Annotated in this window: 20 protein-coding genes; 12 read left to right on the forward strand and 8 right to left on the reverse strand. The window is 46.0% G+C overall.

Translation table 11 applies throughout. The features are described 5' to 3' along the window. Positions 1-2 precede the first annotated feature (2 nt). Genes trpD through rpe form a run of 4 tightly spaced genes read right to left on the reverse strand, consistent with a single transcriptional unit; the run spans position 3 to position 3,829 of the window. Entirely contained in the window at positions 3-1,028 is a 1,026-nt protein-coding gene (trpD, locus tag ICN45_RS07320; protein ID WP_216174919.1) for an anthranilate phosphoribosyltransferase, read from the reverse strand. A gap of 20 nt (positions 1,029-1,048) precedes the next feature. After that, positions 1,049-1,615, reverse strand: coding sequence for an anthranilate synthase component II (locus tag ICN45_RS07325; RefSeq protein ID WP_216174922.1), 567 nt, complete (start codon positions 1,613-1,615; stop codon positions 1,049-1,051). Next, positions 1,599-3,104: an anthranilate synthase component I gene (gene trpE / locus ICN45_RS07330; RefSeq protein WP_216174924.1), complete on the reverse strand. Its 1,506-nt coding sequence runs from the start codon at positions 3,102-3,104 to the stop codon at positions 1,599-1,601. The genes ICN45_RS07325 and trpE overlap by 17 nt, the downstream gene beginning before the upstream one ends. Further along, the gene (rpe, locus tag ICN45_RS07335) at positions 3,104-3,829 is read right to left on the reverse strand and encodes a ribulose-phosphate 3-epimerase (protein ID WP_216174926.1); all 726 of its coding nucleotides are present in this window, start codon (positions 3,827-3,829) and stop codon (positions 3,104-3,106) included. The genes trpE and rpe overlap by 1 nt, the downstream gene beginning before the upstream one ends. A 49-nt stretch (positions 3,830-3,878) precedes the next feature. On the opposite strand from rpe, the gene apaG reads away from it, so the two are divergent. The 3 genes from apaG to ICN45_RS07350 all read left to right on the forward strand — a co-directional run bounded on the left by apaG (position 3,879) and on the right by ICN45_RS07350 (position 6,294). Continuing rightward, positions 3,879-4,253, forward strand: coding sequence for a Co2+/Mg2+ efflux facilitator ApaG/CorD (gene apaG / locus ICN45_RS07340; protein ID WP_216174927.1), 375 nt, complete (start codon positions 3,879-3,881; stop codon positions 4,251-4,253). A gap of 130 nt (positions 4,254-4,383) precedes the next feature. After that, positions 4,384-5,493, forward strand: coding sequence for a murein transglycosylase A (mltA, locus tag ICN45_RS07345; RefSeq protein ID WP_216174929.1), 1,110 nt, complete (start codon positions 4,384-4,386; stop codon positions 5,491-5,493). 24 nt (positions 5,494-5,517) lie between these two features. Beyond that, a complete protein-coding gene (locus ICN45_RS07350; RefSeq protein WP_216174931.1) occupies positions 5,518-6,294 on the forward strand; it encodes an enoyl-CoA hydratase in 777 nt (258 codons plus the stop codon). Between the two features lie 4 nt (positions 6,295-6,298). On the opposite strand, the gene ICN45_RS07355 is transcribed toward ICN45_RS07350, so the two are convergent. From ICN45_RS07355 to bioA, 4 genes are read right to left on the reverse strand one after another with little or no spacing between them, the layout of a single operon-like run. After that, complete coding sequence (locus tag ICN45_RS07355) at positions 6,299-7,495, reverse strand: M20 aminoacylase family protein (RefSeq protein WP_216174933.1); 1,197 nt, start codon at positions 7,493-7,495, stop codon at positions 6,299-6,301. 59 nt (positions 7,496-7,554) lie between these two features. Further along, positions 7,555-8,274 (reverse strand): dethiobiotin synthase, encoded by a 720-nt coding sequence (bioD, locus tag ICN45_RS07360; protein ID WP_216174935.1) that lies wholly within the window; start codon positions 8,272-8,274, stop codon positions 7,555-7,557. After that, the gene (locus tag ICN45_RS07365) at positions 8,271-9,506 is read right to left on the reverse strand and encodes an 8-amino-7-oxononanoate synthase (protein WP_216174937.1); all 1,236 of its coding nucleotides are present in this window, start codon (positions 9,504-9,506) and stop codon (positions 8,271-8,273) included. The genes bioD and ICN45_RS07365 overlap by 4 nt, the downstream gene beginning before the upstream one ends. Continuing rightward, on the reverse strand, positions 9,503-10,849 hold the full coding sequence (bioA, locus tag ICN45_RS07370) for an adenosylmethionine--8-amino-7-oxononanoate transaminase (RefSeq protein WP_216174940.1): 1,347 nt from the start codon (positions 10,847-10,849) through the stop codon (positions 9,503-9,505). The genes ICN45_RS07365 and bioA overlap by 4 nt, the downstream gene beginning before the upstream one ends. 90 nt (positions 10,850-10,939) lie before the next feature. Between bioA and bioB the strand changes: the two genes are divergently transcribed. The 9 genes from bioB to mraY all read left to right on the forward strand — a co-directional run bounded on the left by bioB (position 10,940) and on the right by mraY (position 20,499). After that, the gene (gene bioB / locus ICN45_RS07375; RefSeq protein WP_216174942.1) at positions 10,940-11,977 is read left to right on the forward strand and encodes a biotin synthase BioB; all 1,038 of its coding nucleotides are present in this window, start codon (positions 10,940-10,942) and stop codon (positions 11,975-11,977) included. A 10-nt stretch (positions 11,978-11,987) separates the two neighbouring features. Further along, complete coding sequence (gene coq7, locus ICN45_RS07380) at positions 11,988-12,617, forward strand: 2-polyprenyl-3-methyl-6-methoxy-1,4-benzoquinone monooxygenase (RefSeq protein ID WP_216174944.1); 630 nt, start codon at positions 11,988-11,990, stop codon at positions 12,615-12,617. A 303-nt stretch (positions 12,618-12,920) separates the two neighbouring features. Continuing rightward, entirely contained in the window at positions 12,921-13,349 is a 429-nt protein-coding gene (gene mraZ / locus ICN45_RS07385) for a division/cell wall cluster transcriptional repressor MraZ (RefSeq protein ID WP_216174946.1), read from the forward strand. A 12-nt stretch (positions 13,350-13,361) separates the two neighbouring features. Beyond that, complete coding sequence (rsmH, locus tag ICN45_RS07390) at positions 13,362-14,312, forward strand: 16S rRNA (cytosine(1402)-N(4))-methyltransferase RsmH (protein ID WP_216174947.1); 951 nt, start codon at positions 13,362-13,364, stop codon at positions 14,310-14,312. Further along, a complete protein-coding gene (gene ftsL / locus ICN45_RS07395) occupies positions 14,309-14,575 on the forward strand; it encodes a cell division protein FtsL (RefSeq protein WP_216174949.1) in 267 nt (88 codons plus the stop codon). Before rsmH ends, ftsL begins: the two co-directional genes overlap by 4 nt. Beyond that, positions 14,572-16,344 (forward strand): peptidoglycan D,D-transpeptidase FtsI family protein, encoded by a 1,773-nt coding sequence (locus ICN45_RS07400; protein ID WP_216174951.1) that lies wholly within the window; start codon positions 14,572-14,574, stop codon positions 16,342-16,344. The genes ftsL and ICN45_RS07400 overlap by 4 nt, the downstream gene beginning before the upstream one ends. Then, entirely contained in the window at positions 16,341-17,891 is a 1,551-nt protein-coding gene (locus tag ICN45_RS07405; RefSeq protein ID WP_216174953.1) for a UDP-N-acetylmuramoyl-L-alanyl-D-glutamate--2,6-diaminopimelate ligase, read from the forward strand. Before ICN45_RS07400 ends, ICN45_RS07405 begins: the two co-directional genes overlap by 4 nt. Next, positions 17,891-19,339: a UDP-N-acetylmuramoyl-tripeptide--D-alanyl-D-alanine ligase gene (locus tag ICN45_RS07410; protein WP_216174955.1), complete on the forward strand. Its 1,449-nt coding sequence runs from the start codon at positions 17,891-17,893 to the stop codon at positions 19,337-19,339. The genes ICN45_RS07405 and ICN45_RS07410 overlap by 1 nt, the downstream gene beginning before the upstream one ends. Next, complete coding sequence (gene mraY / locus ICN45_RS07415) at positions 19,330-20,499, forward strand: phospho-N-acetylmuramoyl-pentapeptide-transferase (RefSeq protein ID WP_216174957.1); 1,170 nt, start codon at positions 19,330-19,332, stop codon at positions 20,497-20,499. Before ICN45_RS07410 ends, mraY begins: the two co-directional genes overlap by 10 nt. Positions 20,500-20,509 lie beyond the last annotated feature (10 nt).

Below are 20,509 nucleotides of genomic sequence, written 5' to 3' on the forward strand. Positions count from 1 at the left end.
AGTTATTTAGATTGGGTTGCAGCAACAAATGCATCTAACTTTTTACGAGCTGCACCAGAAGCAATAGCGGCCTTAGCCATTGCAAGACCTGAGGCAATATCTTTAGCAACTCCGGCAACATAGAGGGTTGCACCTGCATTGAGGCAGACAATATCGCTTGCAGCCCCAGGTTTATTGTCAATCACGTCCAAAACTATTTTTTTAGACTCTTCCGCATTAGCCACTTTGAAAGTATTACTGGGTGCGATATTTAAGCCAAAGTCTTTTGGATGAATTTCATATTCACGCACCACCCCATTTTTCAGTTCACCAACCAAGGTTGGGCCTTCAAGAGAAATTTCGTCTAAACCATCGCGACCATAAACAACCAAAGCATGATCCATATCAAGCGCTTGGAGAACGCGTGCTTGAATGCCAACTAGGTCTGAATGGAATACGCCCATCAAAATTCGTTTCGCATCAGCAGGGTTAGTAAGAGGGCCCAGGATATTAAAAATCGTTCGCACACCCAATTGCTTTCGGATAGGCGCGACATTTTTCATGGCGGGGTGATGATTTGGGGCAAACATAAAGCCGGCACCTACTGTAGCAATACATTTCGCAACTTGTTCTGCTGAAAGTCCCAGATTGACGCCTAGGGCTTCCAATACATCTGCGCTGCCGGATTTGCTGCTAACACTGCGATTGCCGTGCTTAGCAATTTTTGCTCCAGCTGCCGCCGCTACAAACATTGCAGCAGTAGAAATGTTGAAAGTATGTGCTCCATCCCCACCAGTACCTACTACATCAACTAAATTGCTGCGATCGTCAACCTGTACAGGAGTTGCAAATTCACGCATGACCTTGGCGGCTGCGGCAATCTCTCCAACAGTTTCTTTTTTAGTACGTAAGGCGACTAATAGGCCAGCGACGAGTTCCGGTGACATTTCACCACTCATGATGAGTCGCATCATCGCAGTCATTTCATCATGAAAGAGTTCGCGATGTTCAATGCAGCGTTGTAAGGCTTCTTGAGGAGTGATTGGCATAGCGCTTTTTATCAGATTGCTTATGTATTTAGTAAAAAATTCTTGAGCAGAGCATGTCCATGCTCGGAAAGAATGGATTCAGGATGAAATTGAACCCCTTCAACAGCCAATTCGCGATGACGCACACCCATAATCTCGCCATCAGATGAGGTTGCGGTCACCTCTAATACTGCTGGTAAGGAATTGTTTTCAATTGCTAAAGAGTGATAGCGGGTGACCTTGAATGGATTCGGTAAGTCTTTAAAAACGCCAACACCAGTGTGATGAATCAAGTCCGTTTTGCCATGCATGACCTTTTGAGCCCGAATCACATTACCGCCAAAGGCTTCGCCAATAGCTTGGTGACCAAGGCAAACACCTAAAATCGGAATTTTTCCGGCGTAGTGTTTGATTGTTTCAACCGAGATGCCTGCCTCTGCTGGACTACATGGTCCCGGAGAAATACAAATCCGTGCAGGATTGAGGGACGCAATATCCTCAACGGAGATCTCATCGTTACGAAAGACTTTGACCTCTTCACCCAGCTCAGCAAAATATTGCACGAGGTTATAGGTAAACGAATCGTAGTTATCAATCATGAGGAGCATCAAGTCCTCCTTGCACTAATTCAGCGGCCGTTAATACGGCGCGAGCCTTGGCTTCCGTTTCTTTCCATTCGGCTGTGGGATCTGAATCAGCAACCACACCAGCACCAGCTTGTGAGTGCAGTACGCCATCGCGAATCACCCCTGTACGAATAGCAATAGCGACATCCATGTCTCCCGAGAAAGAAAGATAGCCAACTGCTCCACCGTAAACACAACGTTTTACGATTTCCATCTCATCAATGATTTCCATTGCCCGTATTTTTGGCGCTCCCGATAAGGTTCCTGCAGGGAAAGTGGCTCTCAGTACGTCCATATTGCTCATATTATCTAAAAGATGCCCTTCAACTGAGCTCACAATATGCTGCACATGAGAATACTTTTCAATCGACATGGAGTCAGTAACTTTTACTGACCCGGTCTTAGCGATTCGGCCCACATCATTACGGGCCAGATCGATCAACATGACATGCTCGGCAATTTCTTTGGGATCAGCCAAGAGTTCGGCAGCCAAGCGCTCATCTTCTTCAGGTGTAACACCACGCGGACGTGTTCCAGCAAGCGGGCGAATCGTCACAATCTTTTCTGCGGCCAATTGTTCTTGGCGCACCAAGATTTCTGGGGAGGATCCAACAATTTGCATGTCGCCAAAATCATAGAAGTACATGTATGGCGAAGGATTTAAAGAGCGAAGTGCTCTGTAAAGAGCTAATGGAGAATCTGTAAATGGTTTGCTGATGCGTTGACCAATAACGACCTGCATACAATCGCCAGCCAAAATATATTCTTTGGTTTTTCGTACTGCATCTTCAAAATCTGCTGCTTTGAATTTACGGACGAGTTCAGTCTTGGCGCTTGGTAGTGATGCAGGCATGTTCGCTGGTTTGCCAAGACAGGCAAGCAATTCCTTTAAACGAGCCTGCGCTTTATCAAAGCCATCAACCCCACTTGGATCTGCATAGACGATGAAATAAATTTTTCCTGCAATGTTGTCAATGACCGCTAACTCTTCAGTAAGCATGAGCTGTATATCCGGAACACCTAGCTCGTCTGGTAGACCGTGTTGAGCTAAACGAGATTCAATATAGCGAACAGTGTCATATCCAAAGTAACCAGCGAGTCCACCGCAAAAGCGAGGTAGGCCTGAATGGACCGCAACCTTGAAGCGTTTGAAATAAGCGTCTACAAAATCCAGTGGGTTATCGGTATTGCTTTCAAGGACTTTGTCACCTGTGACTACTTCATTGATAGGCGCAGACGGAGTCCCTACTGTTCTAATAACAGTCTTTGCGGGTAGGCCAATAAAGGAGAAGCGGCCGAAGCGCTCACCACCTAAGACGGATTCCAGTAAACAAGTATTTTTGTTACCAAACGTTTGACTGAGCTTGACGTAAAGTGACAGCGGCGTCTCTAGATCAGATAAGACCTCTTTAACAATCGGAATGCGGTTGAAACCCTGTTTTGCCAGAGTATTAAATTCTTCACGTTGCATTAGGCTTTTCCTAGCTTCCCTAATTCAGCGTGCATTGCTGCTATGACTTGGGTGTAATTTTCTTTGCCGAAAATAGCAGAGCCAGCTACAAAAGTATCGGCACCCGCTTGCGCAACCTCTGCAATGTTATCCACCTTAATACCGCCATCTACTTCAAGACGAATATGGCGCCCCGTCTCTGCTTGATATCGATCCAAGCGTTCGCGTACTTGAGTAATTTTATGGAGAGTGCTTGGAATAAAAGATTGACCGCCAAAGCCTGGATTAACAGACATGAGTAAAACCAAGTCAAGCAATTCGAGGGTATGGTCTAAATGATCTAGTGGTGTCGCAGGATTGAGTACGAGACCTGCTTGACAACCTTGATCACGGATTAAATCGAGAGTGCGGTTTACATGAGGGCTAGCTTCCGGATGAAAGCTAATTAAATTTGCGCCAGCCTTGGCAAAATCGGGGACGATCCGATCTACCGGCTCGATCATTAAATGCACATCTATCATGGCGGCCTTGCCGTTTTTATTTGCATGCGGACGAATGGCCTCGCAAACAAGCGGACCAATTGTCAGGTTCGGAACAAAGTGGTTATCCATCACATCAAAGTGGATCCAATCAGCACCCGCTGCGAGAACATCTTGGACTTCTTTACCTAGGCAGGCAAAATCAGCCGACAAAATGGAGGGGGCAATAACAAATTGGGGATTTGGTAGTGTTTTTTGGCTTTCCATCCCTAGATTCTAGCTTGCAGTTGGCCTTAGGATGGAGCAGAATTCGTGCATGAATCCCCACGAAATTACTATTGCGGTCAAAGCCCAGTACCTTCCAGAGCAATCTGACCCCGATAACCGTCAATTTGCCTTTGCCTATACGGTCACCATTCGCAATACTGGCGCAGCCAGTATTCAGCTGATTGCCCGCCATTGGTTCATTACTGATGGGGATAATGATGTCCAAGAAGTGCGGGGCTTGGGGGTAGTGGGTCAGCAACCCCTATTGCGCTCTGGGGAGCAGTTTGAATACACCAGTTGGGCTACCTTACCCACCCCGGCGGGCACTATGCGAGGCGAGTACTTCTGTGTGACAGAGGAGGCACAGTTTTTTCAGGCCCCAATCCCAGAATTTGCACTAGTAATGCCACGTACCCTGCATTAATGCAAAGTAGTAAAAATGCTATTTTTTCCCTTTGCCCGTCCAGAGGACAATAAATAATAAAAGTCCTAAAGCAATAGCGCCTTCAATAACAAAGAGCAGCATGGGGTATTCATCAAGTAAATTGGCAATCATGATTTCTAAATTTAAATTATTCCATCTAAGTGTATTCGCTATATTGCTTGCTAGCTTAATTGTTGCTTGCTCAACTCCGCCAACGCGAGGAACTGGTTATCGCTCTGGCAGTTCTGGCGCTGCGCCCTCAACTTATAACTCATCAATAGCTAACTTCAGTGCTGTTTCATGGCAGGCATTGCCTGGTTGGCAAGAAGATAACTTGACACAGGCTTGGCCTGCATGGCTTAAAAGTTGTGACGTATTACGTAAGCGCGCTGGAGAGGTGAATTGGCGCCAAGTGTGTGCTCAAGCTGGAAGTGTTTCTGCTCAAGACTCCTCAGCCATTCGAAAATATTTCGAGACTTATTTTCAGGCATATGAAATCCGCAACCACTCTGGCAGCGAAACAGGTTTGATTACGGGTTACTACGAACCTGTGATGAATGGCTCACAAACGCGCACCAGCACTTACAGCGTGCCGCTTTATGCCTATCCCAACGCATGGCGAAATTCTAAGCCGAACCCAGGCCCAACCCGTGCAGAGTTGATGGGTTCAGGAGTTTTAAAAGGATCAGAAATTGCTTGGGTGCAAGATCCTGTTGAAGCTGCCTCCATGCAAATTCAGGGCTCAGGAAAAATTCGGCTCGAGAACGGCAGAATATTGCAGTTGGGATTCGCTGGTACAAATGAGCAGCCCTTTAAATCTTCAGCACAATGGTTGCTTGATCGCAAAGAAATTACCAGCAAAGAGGCGACTATGCAGGGTATTTCGCAATGGGCTAAGCGTAATCCTGAGCGTGTGAATGAAATGCTTAATGCCAATCCCCGTTTTGTCTTTTTTAAAGAGACTTCGGGTACTGTCGGTGCCCTTGGAGTTTCATTAACCGGTGAGCGCAGTATTGCGATTGATCCTCAAGCAATGCCCTTGGGTGCCCCGGTATTTCTGGTGACCACCAAACCTTTGAGTTCTGAACCCTTGCAGAAGTTGGTGCTGGCTCAGGATACTGGTAAAGCCATTGTGGGGGGCGTCAGGGCTGATTACTATTGGGGATCTGGTGAGGCTGCAGGAGAAATGGCGGGTCGTATGAAACAAAATGGCAAGATGTGGCTATTGTTGCCGCGTTAATTGATTACAGACAGGAAGAAATCTATGAGCTACAAAACAATTTTGACTGAAGTGGACGGCAAGGTTGCCACTATCACCTTAAATCGTCCTGAGGTGCTAAATGCGCTGAACGACCAATTAATGGATGAACTCGGCGAGGCATTGCTTGCATATGATGCAGATGACAATATTGGCTGCATCATTGTGACGGGCAGTGAGAAGGCATTTGCTGCCGGCGCTGATATTGCCTCAATGGCAAAGCGGAACCTGCAAGAGGTATATCGCCATAATTTTATTTCCCGTAATTGGGAGCACATGCAAAAAGTTCGTAAACCTGTGATTGCTGCAGTATCGGGCTATGCACTAGGAGGTGGATGTGAGCTAGCAATGATGTGCGACACCATCATGGCCGCCGACAATGCCAAGTTTGCGCAGCCAGAAATTAAGTTGGGAATCATCCCAGGCGCTGGGGGGACTCAGCGTTTGCCGCGGGCAGTATCCAAAGCCAAGGCAATGGATCTAGCCTTAACGGGTCGCATGATGGATGCTGTTGAGGCTGAACGTGCAGGCTTGGTATCCCGCATCTTCCCTAAGGCTGATTTATTGAAAGAAGTCAAAGCCATCGCTAAAGAAATTGCTGACATGCCCTTATTGACAAGCATGATGGTTAAGGAAGCAGTCAACACCGCTTACGAAACGACTCTTTCACAAGGTATTCATTTCGAACGGCGCTTGTTCCATACCTGTTTTGGAACAAATGATCAAAAAGAAGGTATGGCAGCATTCATCGAAAAACGTCCCGCTAAATTTACTAACTCTTAAGGACTTAATTCTTTTCTAGGTAGCGCTGAGCTAGTTTGACCCAATAGCTCACGCCCACGGGTATCAAAGCATCATTGAAGTCATATGAAGGATTGTGTAGGTGGCAGGGTCCCATGCCGTGACCTACAGAGCGATGATCGCCATCGCCATTACCCAGAAAAACGTAGCATCCTGGTTTCTCTAGCAACATAAACGCAAAATCTTCGGCACCCATTGTTGGGTCAATTGCAGTATCGACATTTTGCTTGCCTACCAATTCGCTCATTACTTCACTCGCAAATTGCACTTCATTGGCATGGTTGATTAGTGGTGGATATTTTCTGGAGAATTCAATTTCTGCTTGGCAATCAAAGGCGCTCGCAACACTGTGGGAAATTTCTCGCAGACGTTGCTCCATCAAGTCCAATACTTCAAGCGTAAATGTGCGGATAGTACCCCCAATAAATGCGCTATCGGGAATGACATTACTTGTCTCACCAGCATGAAATTGGGTAACTGAAAGAACGGCAGCATCTACAGGCCGCTTATTGCGAGTAATGATGCTCTGCAAAGCCAACACGACTTGCGCTCCAGTCAATACCGGATCGGCGCTATTGTGGGGTAATGCAGCGTGACCACCTTTGCCTTTGATGGTGATTTCAAAAGTATTGCTAGAAGCCATCATGGGCCCAGCAGTAACACCAAAAGCACCTTCGGCTAATCCTGGCCAGTTATGAAGTCCAAAGACGGCATCACAAGGAAACTCCTTAAAGAGACCGTCTTTAATCATTTCATTAGCGCCAGCGCCGCCCTCTTCAGCAGGTTGAAAAATGAAGATCACTGTACCCTTGAAATCGCGATGATTTGATAAGTATTGCGCAGCACCCAGCAACATTGCAGTGTGACCGTCGTGGCCACAGGCATGCATTTTTCCAGGATTGCGGGATGTATGAGCAAAATTATTGTGTTCTTGCAATGGCAATGCATCCATATCAGCACGCAGGCCAATCATTTTGCCGGGACCAAGCTCACCGTCTATTCGGCCGACAACCCCAGTTTTAGCCATACCCCTGTAAACAGTAATACCCCAACTTGAAAGTGCTTCTGCAACTAGATCGGCTGTGCGGTTTTCTTCGAAACGCAATTCAGGATGAGCATGAATATCGCGTCGAATTTCTTGAACTGCTTCTGCAGAATCTATGATTTCAGGGAGTAAATGCATGCCTTCATCTTATCCGAAAGTCCTCTCGAACGCAGTTTTAGAGGCGACTTTTAAATGATTTAGAGGCTTGGCAGTTGAATGTGCTGCGCAGCAAAACCCAAGGCTTTAATCGAATAGGGGCTGTTATTGGGTTTTAGAAGTTCTTTTGGCAAAGCAGGGATTAGTCCTAAGAAAGGCGCAGTAATTCTTGATTGCAGCGTTGAAATATTTTCCTTTAATAAAGGCATTTCAATAGAAAGGGTATTGGCGAGCCAACCAGCAATCTTTAATTTACGGGACTGAATAGCCTCACAAGTAAGAAGGGCATGATTGATGCAGCCTAATTTCATACCCACCACCAAGATCACCGGCAAATCCATTTTCTGGGCAAGATGACCCAGATCTTCTTGATCATTTAGCGGGACCAGAAATCCGCCAGCACCCTCTACAACAATAAAGTCGCTTTGGCTTTGAATCTGCTTGAAGGCTTGCAAGATGTTATTGAGCTCAAGGCGAATGCCTTGATTCGCGGCAACTACATGTGGGGCTGCAGGGATATCTAAGACGTATGGACATAACTCCAGTTGCCCAGGCTTTACTTCAGAAGCAATCCGCAAGGTCTCGATATCTTCGTTCAGAATGGCGCCGTCGCTATTTTGGTATGTACCAGCGACTACCGGCTTAAATCCAATGGCATTCAGTCCTTGTTCACGCAGCTTCAGAATGAATGCAGCACTCGCTAAGGTTTTACCAACCTCGGTATCGGTACCAACAACAAAGAATCCGGATGTCTTACTCATGCAGAAATTGTTTCAAGCGTTTTTTGTTCAATACTTTTTAAGGTGCGGATGAGTTCGCGCACATCATCAACCCGATGGTTTGCTGAAAAGGTAATTCGCAAACGCGCGCTACCGCTAGGGACGGTTGGTGGACGAATTGCTGGAATCCAATAACCGGCTTCATCTAGTAATTTGGCAGCCAATAAGGCATTGGCATTGCTACCCATGATGATGGGTTGTATTGGAGTGCAGGAAGACACTTTCTCCCAGATAGAAAAGGACATTTCATCCTGCCAAACTTTGATGAGTTGGTTCAAATGGGCGCGTCGTTTCTTGCCCTCTTCGCCATCAATAATTTCTAAACTTTTTAGCAAGGTATGTGCAAGCGCTGGTGGTGTTGCAGTACTGTAAATATAAGGACGTCCCTTCTGAATGAGCCATTCAATAAAGGAATCTTGTGCGCAAATAAAAGCACCGCTGACACCAGCAGCTTTTCCTAAAGTACCAATATAGATGACCCGATCCGATTGAATAGCTACCTGCTCCAAAATGCCATGACCTTGTTTACCTAAAACGCCAAAACCATGTGCATCGTCTACTAAGAGCAGTGCATCGTATTGCTCGGCAATACGAATTAATTCTTGAACGGGTGCTAGATCACCATCCATGCTAAAGACACCATCCGTCACAATGATTTTGAGTAACTTTGCATCCTGCTTTAACGTTTCGGTTAAAGAATCGAGTTGCCTGTGGTCGAAGAGGCTAATTACTGCACCATTTTGGGTGGCAGCGAGACGAGCGCCATCAATGAGAGAGGCGTGATTGAGTCTGGCGGCATAAATACTTGTACAGCTAGGGGGCGCTAACTTAGCTAGGCCCGTAATGGCGGTGAGATTTGCTAGGTAACCAGTGCTAAAAAACAGTGCACGCGCCTTGGGGATATGAGGCTCCTGAAAGGATGCCAGCTTAGTCTCCAGGAGTTCATGGGCGACACTATGCCCGCTAATTAAATGGGAGGCGCCACTACCAACCCCATATTTTTTTCCACCTTCAGCTAAGGCATTAATCAGCTCAGAATGGTTGGCAAGACCAAGATAGTCATTGCTACAAAACGCTTTGAGCTGTCTGTCGCTCACAATTGCTTGTACGTCACAAGGAGATTGGGTGACGCGAAGTTTGCGTTTCAGAAGTTGTTTCTCTAAATCGGCAATCTGATCTTGCGCCAACTTCAATGCATTAAAGGCTCCTGTCATGCCAGCACCTTTTCAAGTGCGCGTTGTACAGACTTACCCATTTGCAAAGTTTCTTCGGTAGACAAGATGTAGGGCGGCATGACATAAATCGTATTGCCAATGGGTCTAATGAGAATGCCTTCCTCTAAACTTTTGGCAAACATTTCTCGAGGAAAAGCACTTGCATTTTTGAGATAACTTTTTTGGATATCAAAAGCCAAAATCATACCCTGCTGACGCCAGTGCTCTAGTCGTTCATCTGCTTTCGCCCAGGCAAATGCGTTAGCTAAGTCTTGTGATCGCAGTTGATTTTTTTCTAGAACTTGTTCAGTCTCAAAAATTTCTAGACAAGCAAGTGCGGCAGCGCATGCTAGCGGATTACCGGTATAGGAATGTGAATGCAGGAAGCCTTGTTGCGTTTGATCACTATAAAAAGTACGGTAAATCATCTCGGTAGTCAGGCACAGGGAGAGCGGGAGGTAGCCACCGCTGATACCCTTAGATAAGGTTAAAAAGTCTGGCCAGATGCCTGCATGCTCGCAGGCAAAAAATCTGCCACTGCGCCCGCAACCTACAGCAATTTCATCCGCGATGAGATGGATCTCATAGCGATCGCAAAGATCTCGAACGAGGCGGAGATATTCTGGTGAATACATCGCCATGTGTCCCGCGCACTGAACTAATGGCTCAACGATAATAGCGGCGATATGCTCATGCTTTTTTTCAAATAGTTGCTCGAGCTCTTTGGCAGCTTGTTTAGCTACGTCTTCTGCACTCTCACCGGCTTGCGCTTGACGTGCATCTGGTGAGCGAACTGTATAAACATCTTGTAATAGAGAGCCATAGGCTTCGCGGAAAATTGCAACATCGGTTACGGCTAAGGCACCAAGCGTTTCGCCGTGATAGCCATTTTCTAAACAAACAAATTTTTTCTTTTGGGGCTTACCCTTGAGTTGCCAAAAGTGGTGACTCATCTTCAGCGCAATTTCTACTGCGGATGCGCCATCCGATGCGTAGAAAACATGTCCTAAATGATGATGAGTTAATGCGGATAGTTTTTCAGAAAGCTCCACAACGGGTTGATGAGTAAAACCCGCGAGCATCACATGTTCAATTTTTTGCAGTTGCTCGATGATGGCTTGATTGATACGATCATTAGAGTGGCCAAATAAATTAGTCCACCAAGAGCTAATGCAGTCGAGTAATGCATTCCCATTTTCATCGTAAAGCCACGCCCCTTTACCTTTGGTAATGGCGATGAGGGGAAAAGACTCATGGTGCTTCATCTGAGTGCAGGGGTGCCAAACAGCCGCTAAGCTGCGATCAACGAGGGTGGGTTGATTTAGATCAGAAATAACCTTCATGTTTGGTATTTGACCACTAGTTTTTCGAAATTCCGGGCTGTATCTGTTATGTTAATGACTTGAATTGATCTATTACCTGGATATTTACCCATGTTGGAAGCCCAAACTGCTCAAAAACCGCTTACCTTAGTTAAATCTAAGGCTAATTTACGTAAAGAGGTCGATGCCTCTGGCGATTGGACGGTAGCTCAGATTGAAGCTTTGTTTGCACTGCCTTTCAATGCATTAATGCTGAAGGCGCAAGAGGCTCATAAAGCCAATTTCCCTGAGGGTGATGTGGAATTAGCAACTTTACTGTCCATTAAGACGGGTGGCTGCCCTGAGGATTGCGCTTATTGTCCGCAAGCGGCGCGTTATGACACCGACGTTAAGGCAGAGAAGTTAATGGGGCTAGAAGAGGTCTTAGAAGCGGCTAAGGCCGCTAAAGCAGCTGGTTCTAATCGGTTCTGTATGGGGGCGGCTTGGCGCGAACCCAAGGATCGCGATATTGAAAAAGTGACCGCGATGATTAAAGGTGTTAAAGCTTTGGGCCTGGAGACTTGCGCCACCTTAGGTATGCTGGAGGCGGGTCAAGCCCAGGCTTTGCAGGAGGCCGGCTTAGATTTTTACAATCACAACCTCGATACCAGTGAAGATTTTTACCGCTCAGTGATCTCTACCCGTGGCTATCAAGATCGCCTAGACACCATTTCGAATGTGCGTGCAGCAGGGATGTCGGTTTGCTGTGGAGGTATTGTGGGTATGGGTGAGACGCGCGAGCAACGTGCTGCTTTCTTGGCGCGCTTGGCGAATTTAAACCCTTATCCAGAGTCGGTGCCTATTAATCACCTAGTGCCAGTAGCGGGCACCCCTTTAGCTGATCAAAAGCCCTTGGATCCCCTTGAATTTGTTAGAACCATTGCGGTTGCTCGAATTACTATGCCCAAGGCTCGTGTGCGTTTATCTGCTGGCCGTCAAGAATTGGGAAGAGCCGTTCAGGCTATGTGCTTCATGGCTGGTGCCAATTCTATTTTCTATGGTGAGCAACTACTCACTACCGGTAACCCTGAGGCAGAGCAAGACCGTGAGCTCTTGGCCGAGCTAGGATTGAAGACTAAGCAAAGCTGTAAAGCCGAGGTTTTAATCTAACTTTTGACTTATGACCCCAATAGATCGCTTCATTATTGAGTTTGATACTGCACTTCGCTCAGTAGTAGGCGGAGCAAATGCCCAACGTCCCACTCCCGGATCGGAATCTGGGGCACATTCAACCTTAGATGCCACCGAGCGAAAGCACGCTGCAGGATTAATGCGTGTAAATCATGTGGGTGAAGTGTGTGCACAAGCGCTCTATCAATCGCAAAAATTGGTGGCACGAAACCCCCAAATTCAAGAGATGCTTGCACACTCAGGTCAAGAGGAAATGGATCACTTGGCGTGGTGTGAAACGCGGCTCAAAGAGCTCGGCTCACATACGAGTTATCTCAATCCATTTTGGTATGCAGGATCCTTCGCAATCGGCTTGATAGCAGGCTTAGCGGGCGATAAGTGGAGTTTAGGTTTTGTCGCTGAAACTGAAAAACAAGTTGAAAATCATTTAGAAAGTCATCTCAAAACATTGCCTGAAGAAGATCATCGTTCTCGCGCTATTGTTGATCAAATGCGCATTGATGAAATTGAGCATGGACAAGCGGCATTGCATGCCGGTGGAGTTGATTTACCAAAACCAATTCAGAAAATGATGCAATCCATATCCAAGGTAATGACATCCACTGCTTATAAAATTTAATACTGATATTGAGATTAAATTCAGAAAATTCGTTTCAGATTAATTTTGATATATTTTTTCAGTACTACTGTTTTTAAATACAGTATATTTAGGCATTATCTAGAGAAATAGCTAAGACCTATTCTTAAGTATATTTTCCAAGCCGTTGTTTCAAGTAGCTATTTTAATAACAGCATTTTGTGAACACATGACGCTAAGTGTTTGTAAACACTAGAGAAATTCCTAAAAAAATCCCTAAAAACACTTGACCCTCTTAGTACGATCCTCTAAAGTGGGAGGAAGTGTGAAAAAGTGGGGAAATTAGTGTTTCAAGGTGCGTCAGCTCTCAATTTAGATGCAAAAGGCCGAATGTCTGTACCGGCCAAGCATCGTGACGCCTTGTTGGTACAAGGCGAAGGTCGTATCACGCTGACAAAACACCCCGACGGCTGCCTTCTTCTCTTCCCTAGGCCTGAATGGGAAACGTTTAGAGCGCGAGTTGCACAACTGCCGATGGATGCACATTGGTGGCGCAGAATTTTCTTGGGCAACGCAGCAGAGATCGATTTGGATAGCGCTGGCCGAATTTTGGTGAGCCCGGAATTACGCTCGGCAGCAGGAATTGAAAAAGAAGTGATCTTGCTCGGTATGGGAAGTCATTTGGAGTTGTGGGATGCAGCTATATATGCTGCAAAAGAACAGGCTGCAATTGCTCAAGGTATGCCTGAAGCACTCAAACAATTTAATTTTTGATGACAGGGTGCCATGAACATAACTCATCGCCCAGTGTTACTGGCCGAGGCGGTGACGGCGCTAATCAGTGGTCCGCTCATTCAGAAGCAAGACACAGCAAAAAATATTTTAGTGATCGACGGAACCTTTGGTCGCGGCGGTCATACGCAAGCATTACTCAAGCAACTTTCTTCTTCCGCGCGGATGATGGCGTTCGACAAAGATTTGGACGCGATTGCCGTAGCAGAGAAGATCAACGATCCCCGCTTAACGATCGTGCACGACAGTTTTGCGCAGATGGATCAGTATGCAGAAGCGGAATCTGTCGATGGAATTTTGTTGGATTTAGGAATCAGTTCACCGCAAGTGGACGAGGCACATCGAGGTTTTTCTTTTCGTCGCGAAGGTCCACTCGATATGCGAATGAATACCAAGCACGGTTTGACTGTAGCAGAATGGATGGAGCAAGCACCGCAGGAGGAGATCACGCACGTGATTAAGACTTACGGAGAAGAGCGTTTTGCATTTCAAATCGCTAAAGCCATTGTGGCAAAGCGAGAAGAGGGTTTGTCTCCAAAAACGACAACCCAACTCGCCAGTTTGGTTGCAAGCGTAGTTCGAACCCGCGAGGCTGGTCAAGATCCAGCTACTAGAACTTTCCAGGCATTACGTATTTTTATCAATCGCGAGTTAGAAGATTTGGAACTGGGCTTAAAAGCAGCGCTACATTTATTAAAGCCTGGCGCAAGACTTGCAGTCATTAGCTTTCACTCTCTGGAAGATCGCATCGTAAAGCAATTTTTGCAAGCCCATGCAAAAGTAGTGGTACCGCGTGGCTTACCGGTACGCGAAAAAGATTTACCGCAAAGCGTTCTAGAAATTATAGGACGTGTTAAGCCAAGCGACGTTGAAGTGTTAGAAAACCCGCGCGCCCGTTCGGCAATTATGCGGATAGCAGAAAAGCGTATGGGGTCTCTGGCATGAATCGTGCGACCTTGACCTTACTTGCCTTGCTCCTCATCTGCGCTTTATCTTTGGTAGCGGCGCAGCAGCGTGCGCGTAAATTATTTATTGCCCAAGAGCGAGCTCAGATTGAAGAGCGTAAATTAAATCAAGATTGGCTTCGCCTGGAATATGAGCAACGCAATTTATCGAAGTCAGCACGTATTCGGGATGTGGCACTGAAGCAGTTACATATGTCTCCGATTTCTCCTGAGCGTACTTTGTACTTGAAGGAGGCTAAATGAGGCCAGTTGGTTTTTCTACCTCGCCAAATTTAGTTTTGCGTCTGCCAATGTGGCGGTCGCGCTTAATGCTGTTTCTTTTATTTTTCGTATTCATGTTGCTTTTAATTCGGGCTTTCTGGATTCAGGGTCCAGGAAATGCGTTCTATGAAGCTAAAGGTATTCGTGGCACCCAGCGTGAATTAGAGCTACCTGCAAGCCGTGGAAAAATTTTGGATCGCAATGGTCAAGTCATTGCGACTAGCTTGGAAGCAAAGTCGGTTATTGCCTATAACGATACGGTACCGGATGATTTGGCAGCCGATAAGGTAAAAAAACTTGCGAGTCTTTTGCAAATGAGTGAGTCTGAACTGCGTAAGAAGTTGAAGGAGGAGCGCAAACAGATTTTCTTAAAGCGTCAGGTCGAGCCAGCGGTTGCTCAGGAAATTAAGCAATTAGAAATCCCCGGTATTGGCTTAAACAATGAATATCGCCGATTCTACCCAGAAGGTGAAGCAATGGCGCACGTCGTTGGATTTACCAATGTGGAAGATCGCGGTCAAGAGGGTATGGAGCTTTCTAGAGAGAATGAGCTTGCTGGTCATCCAGGGCAAAGACGTGTAGTGGTTGATCGCTTAGGTCGTGTTGTTGAGGAGATGGCTATTCTCCAGTTGCCACAAAACGGTAAAGATTTAAACCTTTCTATTGATAGCAAGATTCAATATTTGGCTTACAACGCAGTGAAGGATGCGGTTGAGAAGCATCATGCTAAGGCTGGTGGCGCTGTCGTTTTAGATACGCAAACTGGCGAGATTTTAGCTCTAGCAAATTATCCAAGCTACAACCCGAATGATCGTAAATACCTTACTGGCGAGCAGTTGCGTAATCGTGTGTTGACCGATACTTTTGAGCCAGGCTCAACGATGAAACCTTTCACTATCGCGATTGCTTTAGAAAAGGGCGCCATTAAGCCAGATAGCAATATGGTGATTGGTGCTAAATATCTTATCGGCCCCAAGCCGATTACTGATACTCATCCGTACGATAGTCTGACTGTTGCACAGGTCATTCAGAAATCAAGCAATATCGGCACTGCAAAAATTGCTATGAATAATCTTTCTGCAGAGGAAATGTGGGATTTCTATACCGCAGTTGGTTTCGGGCAATCACCGAAAATAGGATTCCCTGGCGCTGTGGCTGGAACTGTGCACCCATTTAAAAAGTGGATGCCAACTGATCAAGCACGTATTGCGTTTGGTTACGGAATTTCCGCATCGCTATTTCAGGTGGCGCGTGCTTATACGGTATTTGCACGTGATGGTGAATTAGTACCCCTTACCATTGAGCGTAGCCCCGAATTCAAACCCGGTACTAGAGTGCTTTCTGCAAAAACTGCGATTGAAATGCGCACCATGCTTGAAACGGTTACTGAGCCTGGTGGTACCGCAATCAAGGCGCAGGCTGAAGGCTTTAGGGTCGGCGGTAAGACAGGTACAGCTCATAAATTGGTTGGTAAAGGCTATGGCAATAAGTATCGGGCTTACTTTGCTGGGCTGGCACCAATTAGCGCCCCTCGAATTGTGGTGGCAGTCATGATTGATGAGCCAACAGGCGGCAGTCACTATGGCGGCGATGTTGCAGCACCGGTCTTCTCAACCATTGTGAGTGAAACACTAAACACCCTGAATGTTTTGCCAGATAGCAAAGTGAAGCAAATGGTTTTGCAAGACAAGAATCTGGATGAGATTCGTACTGCAAATATACAGACTCAGCATGTGGTTTTGAAAAGATGAGTGTGGCATTGAAAATAGAACCCAATCACTTGATTGACTACTTACACACCATAGCGAAAAGTGCTGCTAAGGTAAGTGTAGATAGTCGCCAGATCCAAGCTGGCGATATCTTTTTTGCCTATCCTGTTGGTCATGGGAAGGTATTGCGCGACGGACGTCCATTCATTGAAGCAGCATTAGAAAGTGGCGCAGCAGCAGTGGTTTTTGACCCCGCGGATTCTGGTGCTCAATATCTGGACCATCCACAGTGCATTGCGATTGATCAGCTTGCAGCAATAGCTGGAGATCTCTGTGCAAAATGGTATGACTACCCAAGTCGTCAATTAAAGATCGTCGGTGTAACCGGCACTAATGGCAAGACTAGCATTACGCAGTGGTTGGCCCAAGCTTTAGATGAACCGAATCATCGAACAGCAGTGCTGGGCACTCTTGGAACTGGCTTTCCAGGTGCGTTGGTACAAACGGGCTATACCACTCCTGATGCACCTAAATTACAGACACAGCTTAAAGAATTACTGGAGGCTGGTGCCAAGCAAGTTGCCATGGAAGTATCCTCGCACGCCTTAGATCAGGACCGAATAGCAGGTACCCAATTTAATTGTGCTGTATTTACCAATCTGACACAAGATCATTTGGATTATCACGGCACTATGGCTGACTACGCACAAGCAAAAGCCAAGCTATTTCAGCAAGCAGGTTTGGAACATGCTGTGATTAATGTAGATGATGCATTTGGACGCGAATTAGCTGCAAAGCTTTTGGCTAAAGGTGATATTCAGGTTTGGGCATACACACTAAGACAAGAAGTGCTTAAAGGCTTTGAAAAATTTGGCAATTGTCTACAACGTATTTATGCAAAAGATAGCGTTTTAAATGGCCTTGGATACGACTCATTATTTACACATGAGGGAGTTGGCGCTAATACACTGCATATTCCTTTATTGGGCGACTTTAATTTAAGTAATGCACTAGCTGTGTGGACTGCATTACTTACTCAAGGGTATACCTGCGATGAGGCTAGTAAACGGGTGAGTCAACTCCGTCCAGTCATTGGTCGTATGGAGTTAATTCAAGTTGGTAGGCATCAAAAATCTGATGGTGTATTGACTATTGTTGATTATGCCCATACCCCTGATGCTTTAGAAAAGACATTACAAGCCCTGCGCCCTATCGCTGAGAAACGGGGCGGAAAAATTTGGTGTGTTTTTGGTTGTGGCGGTGATCGAGATATTGGTAAGCGTCCACAAATGGGTGCTGTTGCTCAGAAACATGCCGACCAAATTATTATCACTAGTGATAACCCCCGCACTGAGGATCCGCAGGCAATTATTCAAATGATTCGCAGCGGTATAGGCCCAGAGGCGGCGAACGTACAGACGATTGTTGATCGTGCAGCGGCGATTATGGCTGCTGTGCGCAATGCTAGTGGGTGCGATATCGTATTAGTGGCTGGCAAAGGCCATGAAACCTCTCAAGAAATTAAGGGCAAGAAGTTTGATTTCTCAGACCAAGAGCACATTCTTTTAGCTGCAGGGGGTATAGCTTAATGTCTGCAATGACAACGCTAGCCCAAGTACATGCCATGCTACCTGGAAGTAGCATGATTAACGTTTCTATACAGGATGCACAAGCACTACAGATAACTCGGGTAGGTACAGACAGTCGTCAAGTTGATGATGGCGAGCTATTTATAGCGTTGACGGGCGAGCGCTTTGATGCGCATGATTTTTTAGTTGATGTGGCTAGAGCTGGTGCTGCGGGGGCGCTCATCAGTAATCAAGATAAGTGCCCAGAAAATCTTGTAGCAATTCGGGTAGCAGATACAAGAATCAGCTTAGGTGAATTAGCAAAAGCATGGCGCGCAACTCACCCTATCCCATTAGCCCTTGTCACAGGCAGTAATGGAAAGACCACAGTCAAAGAAATGATTGCTTCTATCTTTAAGGCTGCGGTTGGTGAAGAGCACACTCTTGTAACTAAAGGCAACCTCAATAATGATATTGGTTTGCCACTGACCCTCTTGAAATTGCGTTCAAGCGATCGTCTTGCCGTAATAGAGCTTGGGATGAATCATCCAGGTGAAACTGCACAGTTAGCCGCCATAGCCCAAGCCAATATTGTATTAATTAACAATGCCCAACGTGAGCATCAAGAGTTCATGGCCACTGTGGTTGCAGTTGCCGAAGAGCATTCTGATGCAATTCAAGCATTACCTACGGATGGTATTGCCGTCTTTCCAGCTGAATCTGAATTTGCAGACCTCTGGCATCAGGCAGCCGCTGGTCGCAAAGTCATTGATTTTGCTCTGCTGTCTGGACAATCAGAGCTCCAGGCTGGAGTGACGGGTCGTCTGCTCAGTAATGGCCATGTACAAGTCCAAACCGAGTTGGGCTCAGTTGAGGTTCAATTAAATGCCTTGGGTAGTCATAATGTTCGAAACGCATTAGCAGCTAGCGCTGTTGCTATAGCTGCTGGAGTAAGCCTTGAAAAAATCAAGCAAGGTCTTGAGGCGTTTGCCCCAGTAAATGGGCGTATGCAAGCCAAAAAAATTGATCCAAATCACACCCTAATTGATGACAGCTATAACGCTAATCCTGATTCAGTCAGGGCTGCAATTGAGGCATTAAAGCAGTCGGGCAATATGTCCTGGTTAGTCTTAGGTGATATGGGTGAAGTTGGTAATCAAGGTCCAGAATTTCATCGGGAAGTGGGATCCTATGCTGCTGAGCAAGGTATCTCAAAATTATTTGCGCTTGGCGAGCAATGTGCATTCGCCCTTGAAGGATTCGAAGAGACTAAGAAAGTGGAGCAACTCACCTCTAGTGCAAAACATTTCTCAGATATGGATAGTCTGATTTTGCAGTTGAGAGACGCATTACATGCTCAGTCCACTGGCAGCAATGAGCATTTGAATATTTTGGTTAAAGGTTCACGTTTTATGCGCATGGAGCGTGTAGTGCAAGCCTTGATGGAGGAGGCTAAAACATGCTCTTAATTTTGGCGCAATGGCTACAAGATGATTTTGGGTTTTTCCGAGTCTTCAACTACATCACTTTTAGAGCGGTGATGGCAACATTAACTGCGTTACTGATTGGCCTAGCAGCAGGACCATGGGTTATTCGTAAACTGACTGCCTTGAAGATGGGGCAAGCTGTTCGTTCTGATGGCCCGCAAACCCATTTAGTAAAGACTGGTACTCCTACCATGGGTGGAGTTCTGATTTTGATTGGTATTTTTGTTTCATGCATATTGTGGGCAGACTTAAGCAACCGTTTCATTTGGATTGTGATGATTGTGACTTTTGGATTTGGTGCAATTGGTTGGGTAGATGACTATCGTAAGGTTGCTCGCAAAGATCCAAAGGGAATGGCTTCAAGAGAAAAATTCTTTTGGCAAACATTAATTGGTTTGTTTGCTGCCATCTACTTAGCGTTCTCAGTTTCTGAGGTAAATAATCTAAAGGTACTTCAACTTTTTTACGAGTGGTTAAGGAGTGGTTTTGCATTGGATCTGCCTGCTAAAACTAACTTACTCCTGCCCTTTATTAAAGAAGTGAGTTACCCCTTAGGAATGATGGGCTTCATCATTCTGAGTTATTTAGTCATTGTTGGTAGTAGTAATGCCGTCAATTTGACAGATGGACTAGATGGGCTGGTAATCATGCCCGTAATTTTGGTAGGGGCCGCATTAGGCGCATTTGCCTATGTCATGGGTAATGCCATTTATGCAAAGTATTTATTGTTCCCCTACATTCCGGGTGCTGGTGAGTTAATGATCTTCTGCGGGGCTATGGGTGGAGCGGGACTTGCTTTTCTTTGGTACAACACACATCCAGCGCAAGTATTTATGGGGGATGTTGGTGCGCTTGCTTTAGGCGGTGCACTTGGAACCATTGCTGTCATTGTGCGCCAAGAGATTGTGCTCTTTGTTATGGGCGGAATCTTTGTTGCGGAAACTCTCTCGGTAATGCTGCAAGTTCTTTGGTTCAAATTAACAAAAAAATATTTTGGTGAGGGCCGTCGCATATTCCGCATGGCGCCACTCCACCATCATTTTGAATTAGGTGGCTGGAAAGAAACCCAAGTGGTTGTCCGTTTCTGGATCATCACCATCCTATTAGTGTTGGTTGGTTTATCTAGCTTGAAATTACGGTGAGCCAAAAGTC

The sequence above is a fragment of the Polynucleobacter alcilacus genome, from assembly GCF_018881545.1.
GTDB classification, from domain to species: Bacteria; Pseudomonadota; Gammaproteobacteria; order Burkholderiales; family Burkholderiaceae; genus Polynucleobacter; species Polynucleobacter alcilacus.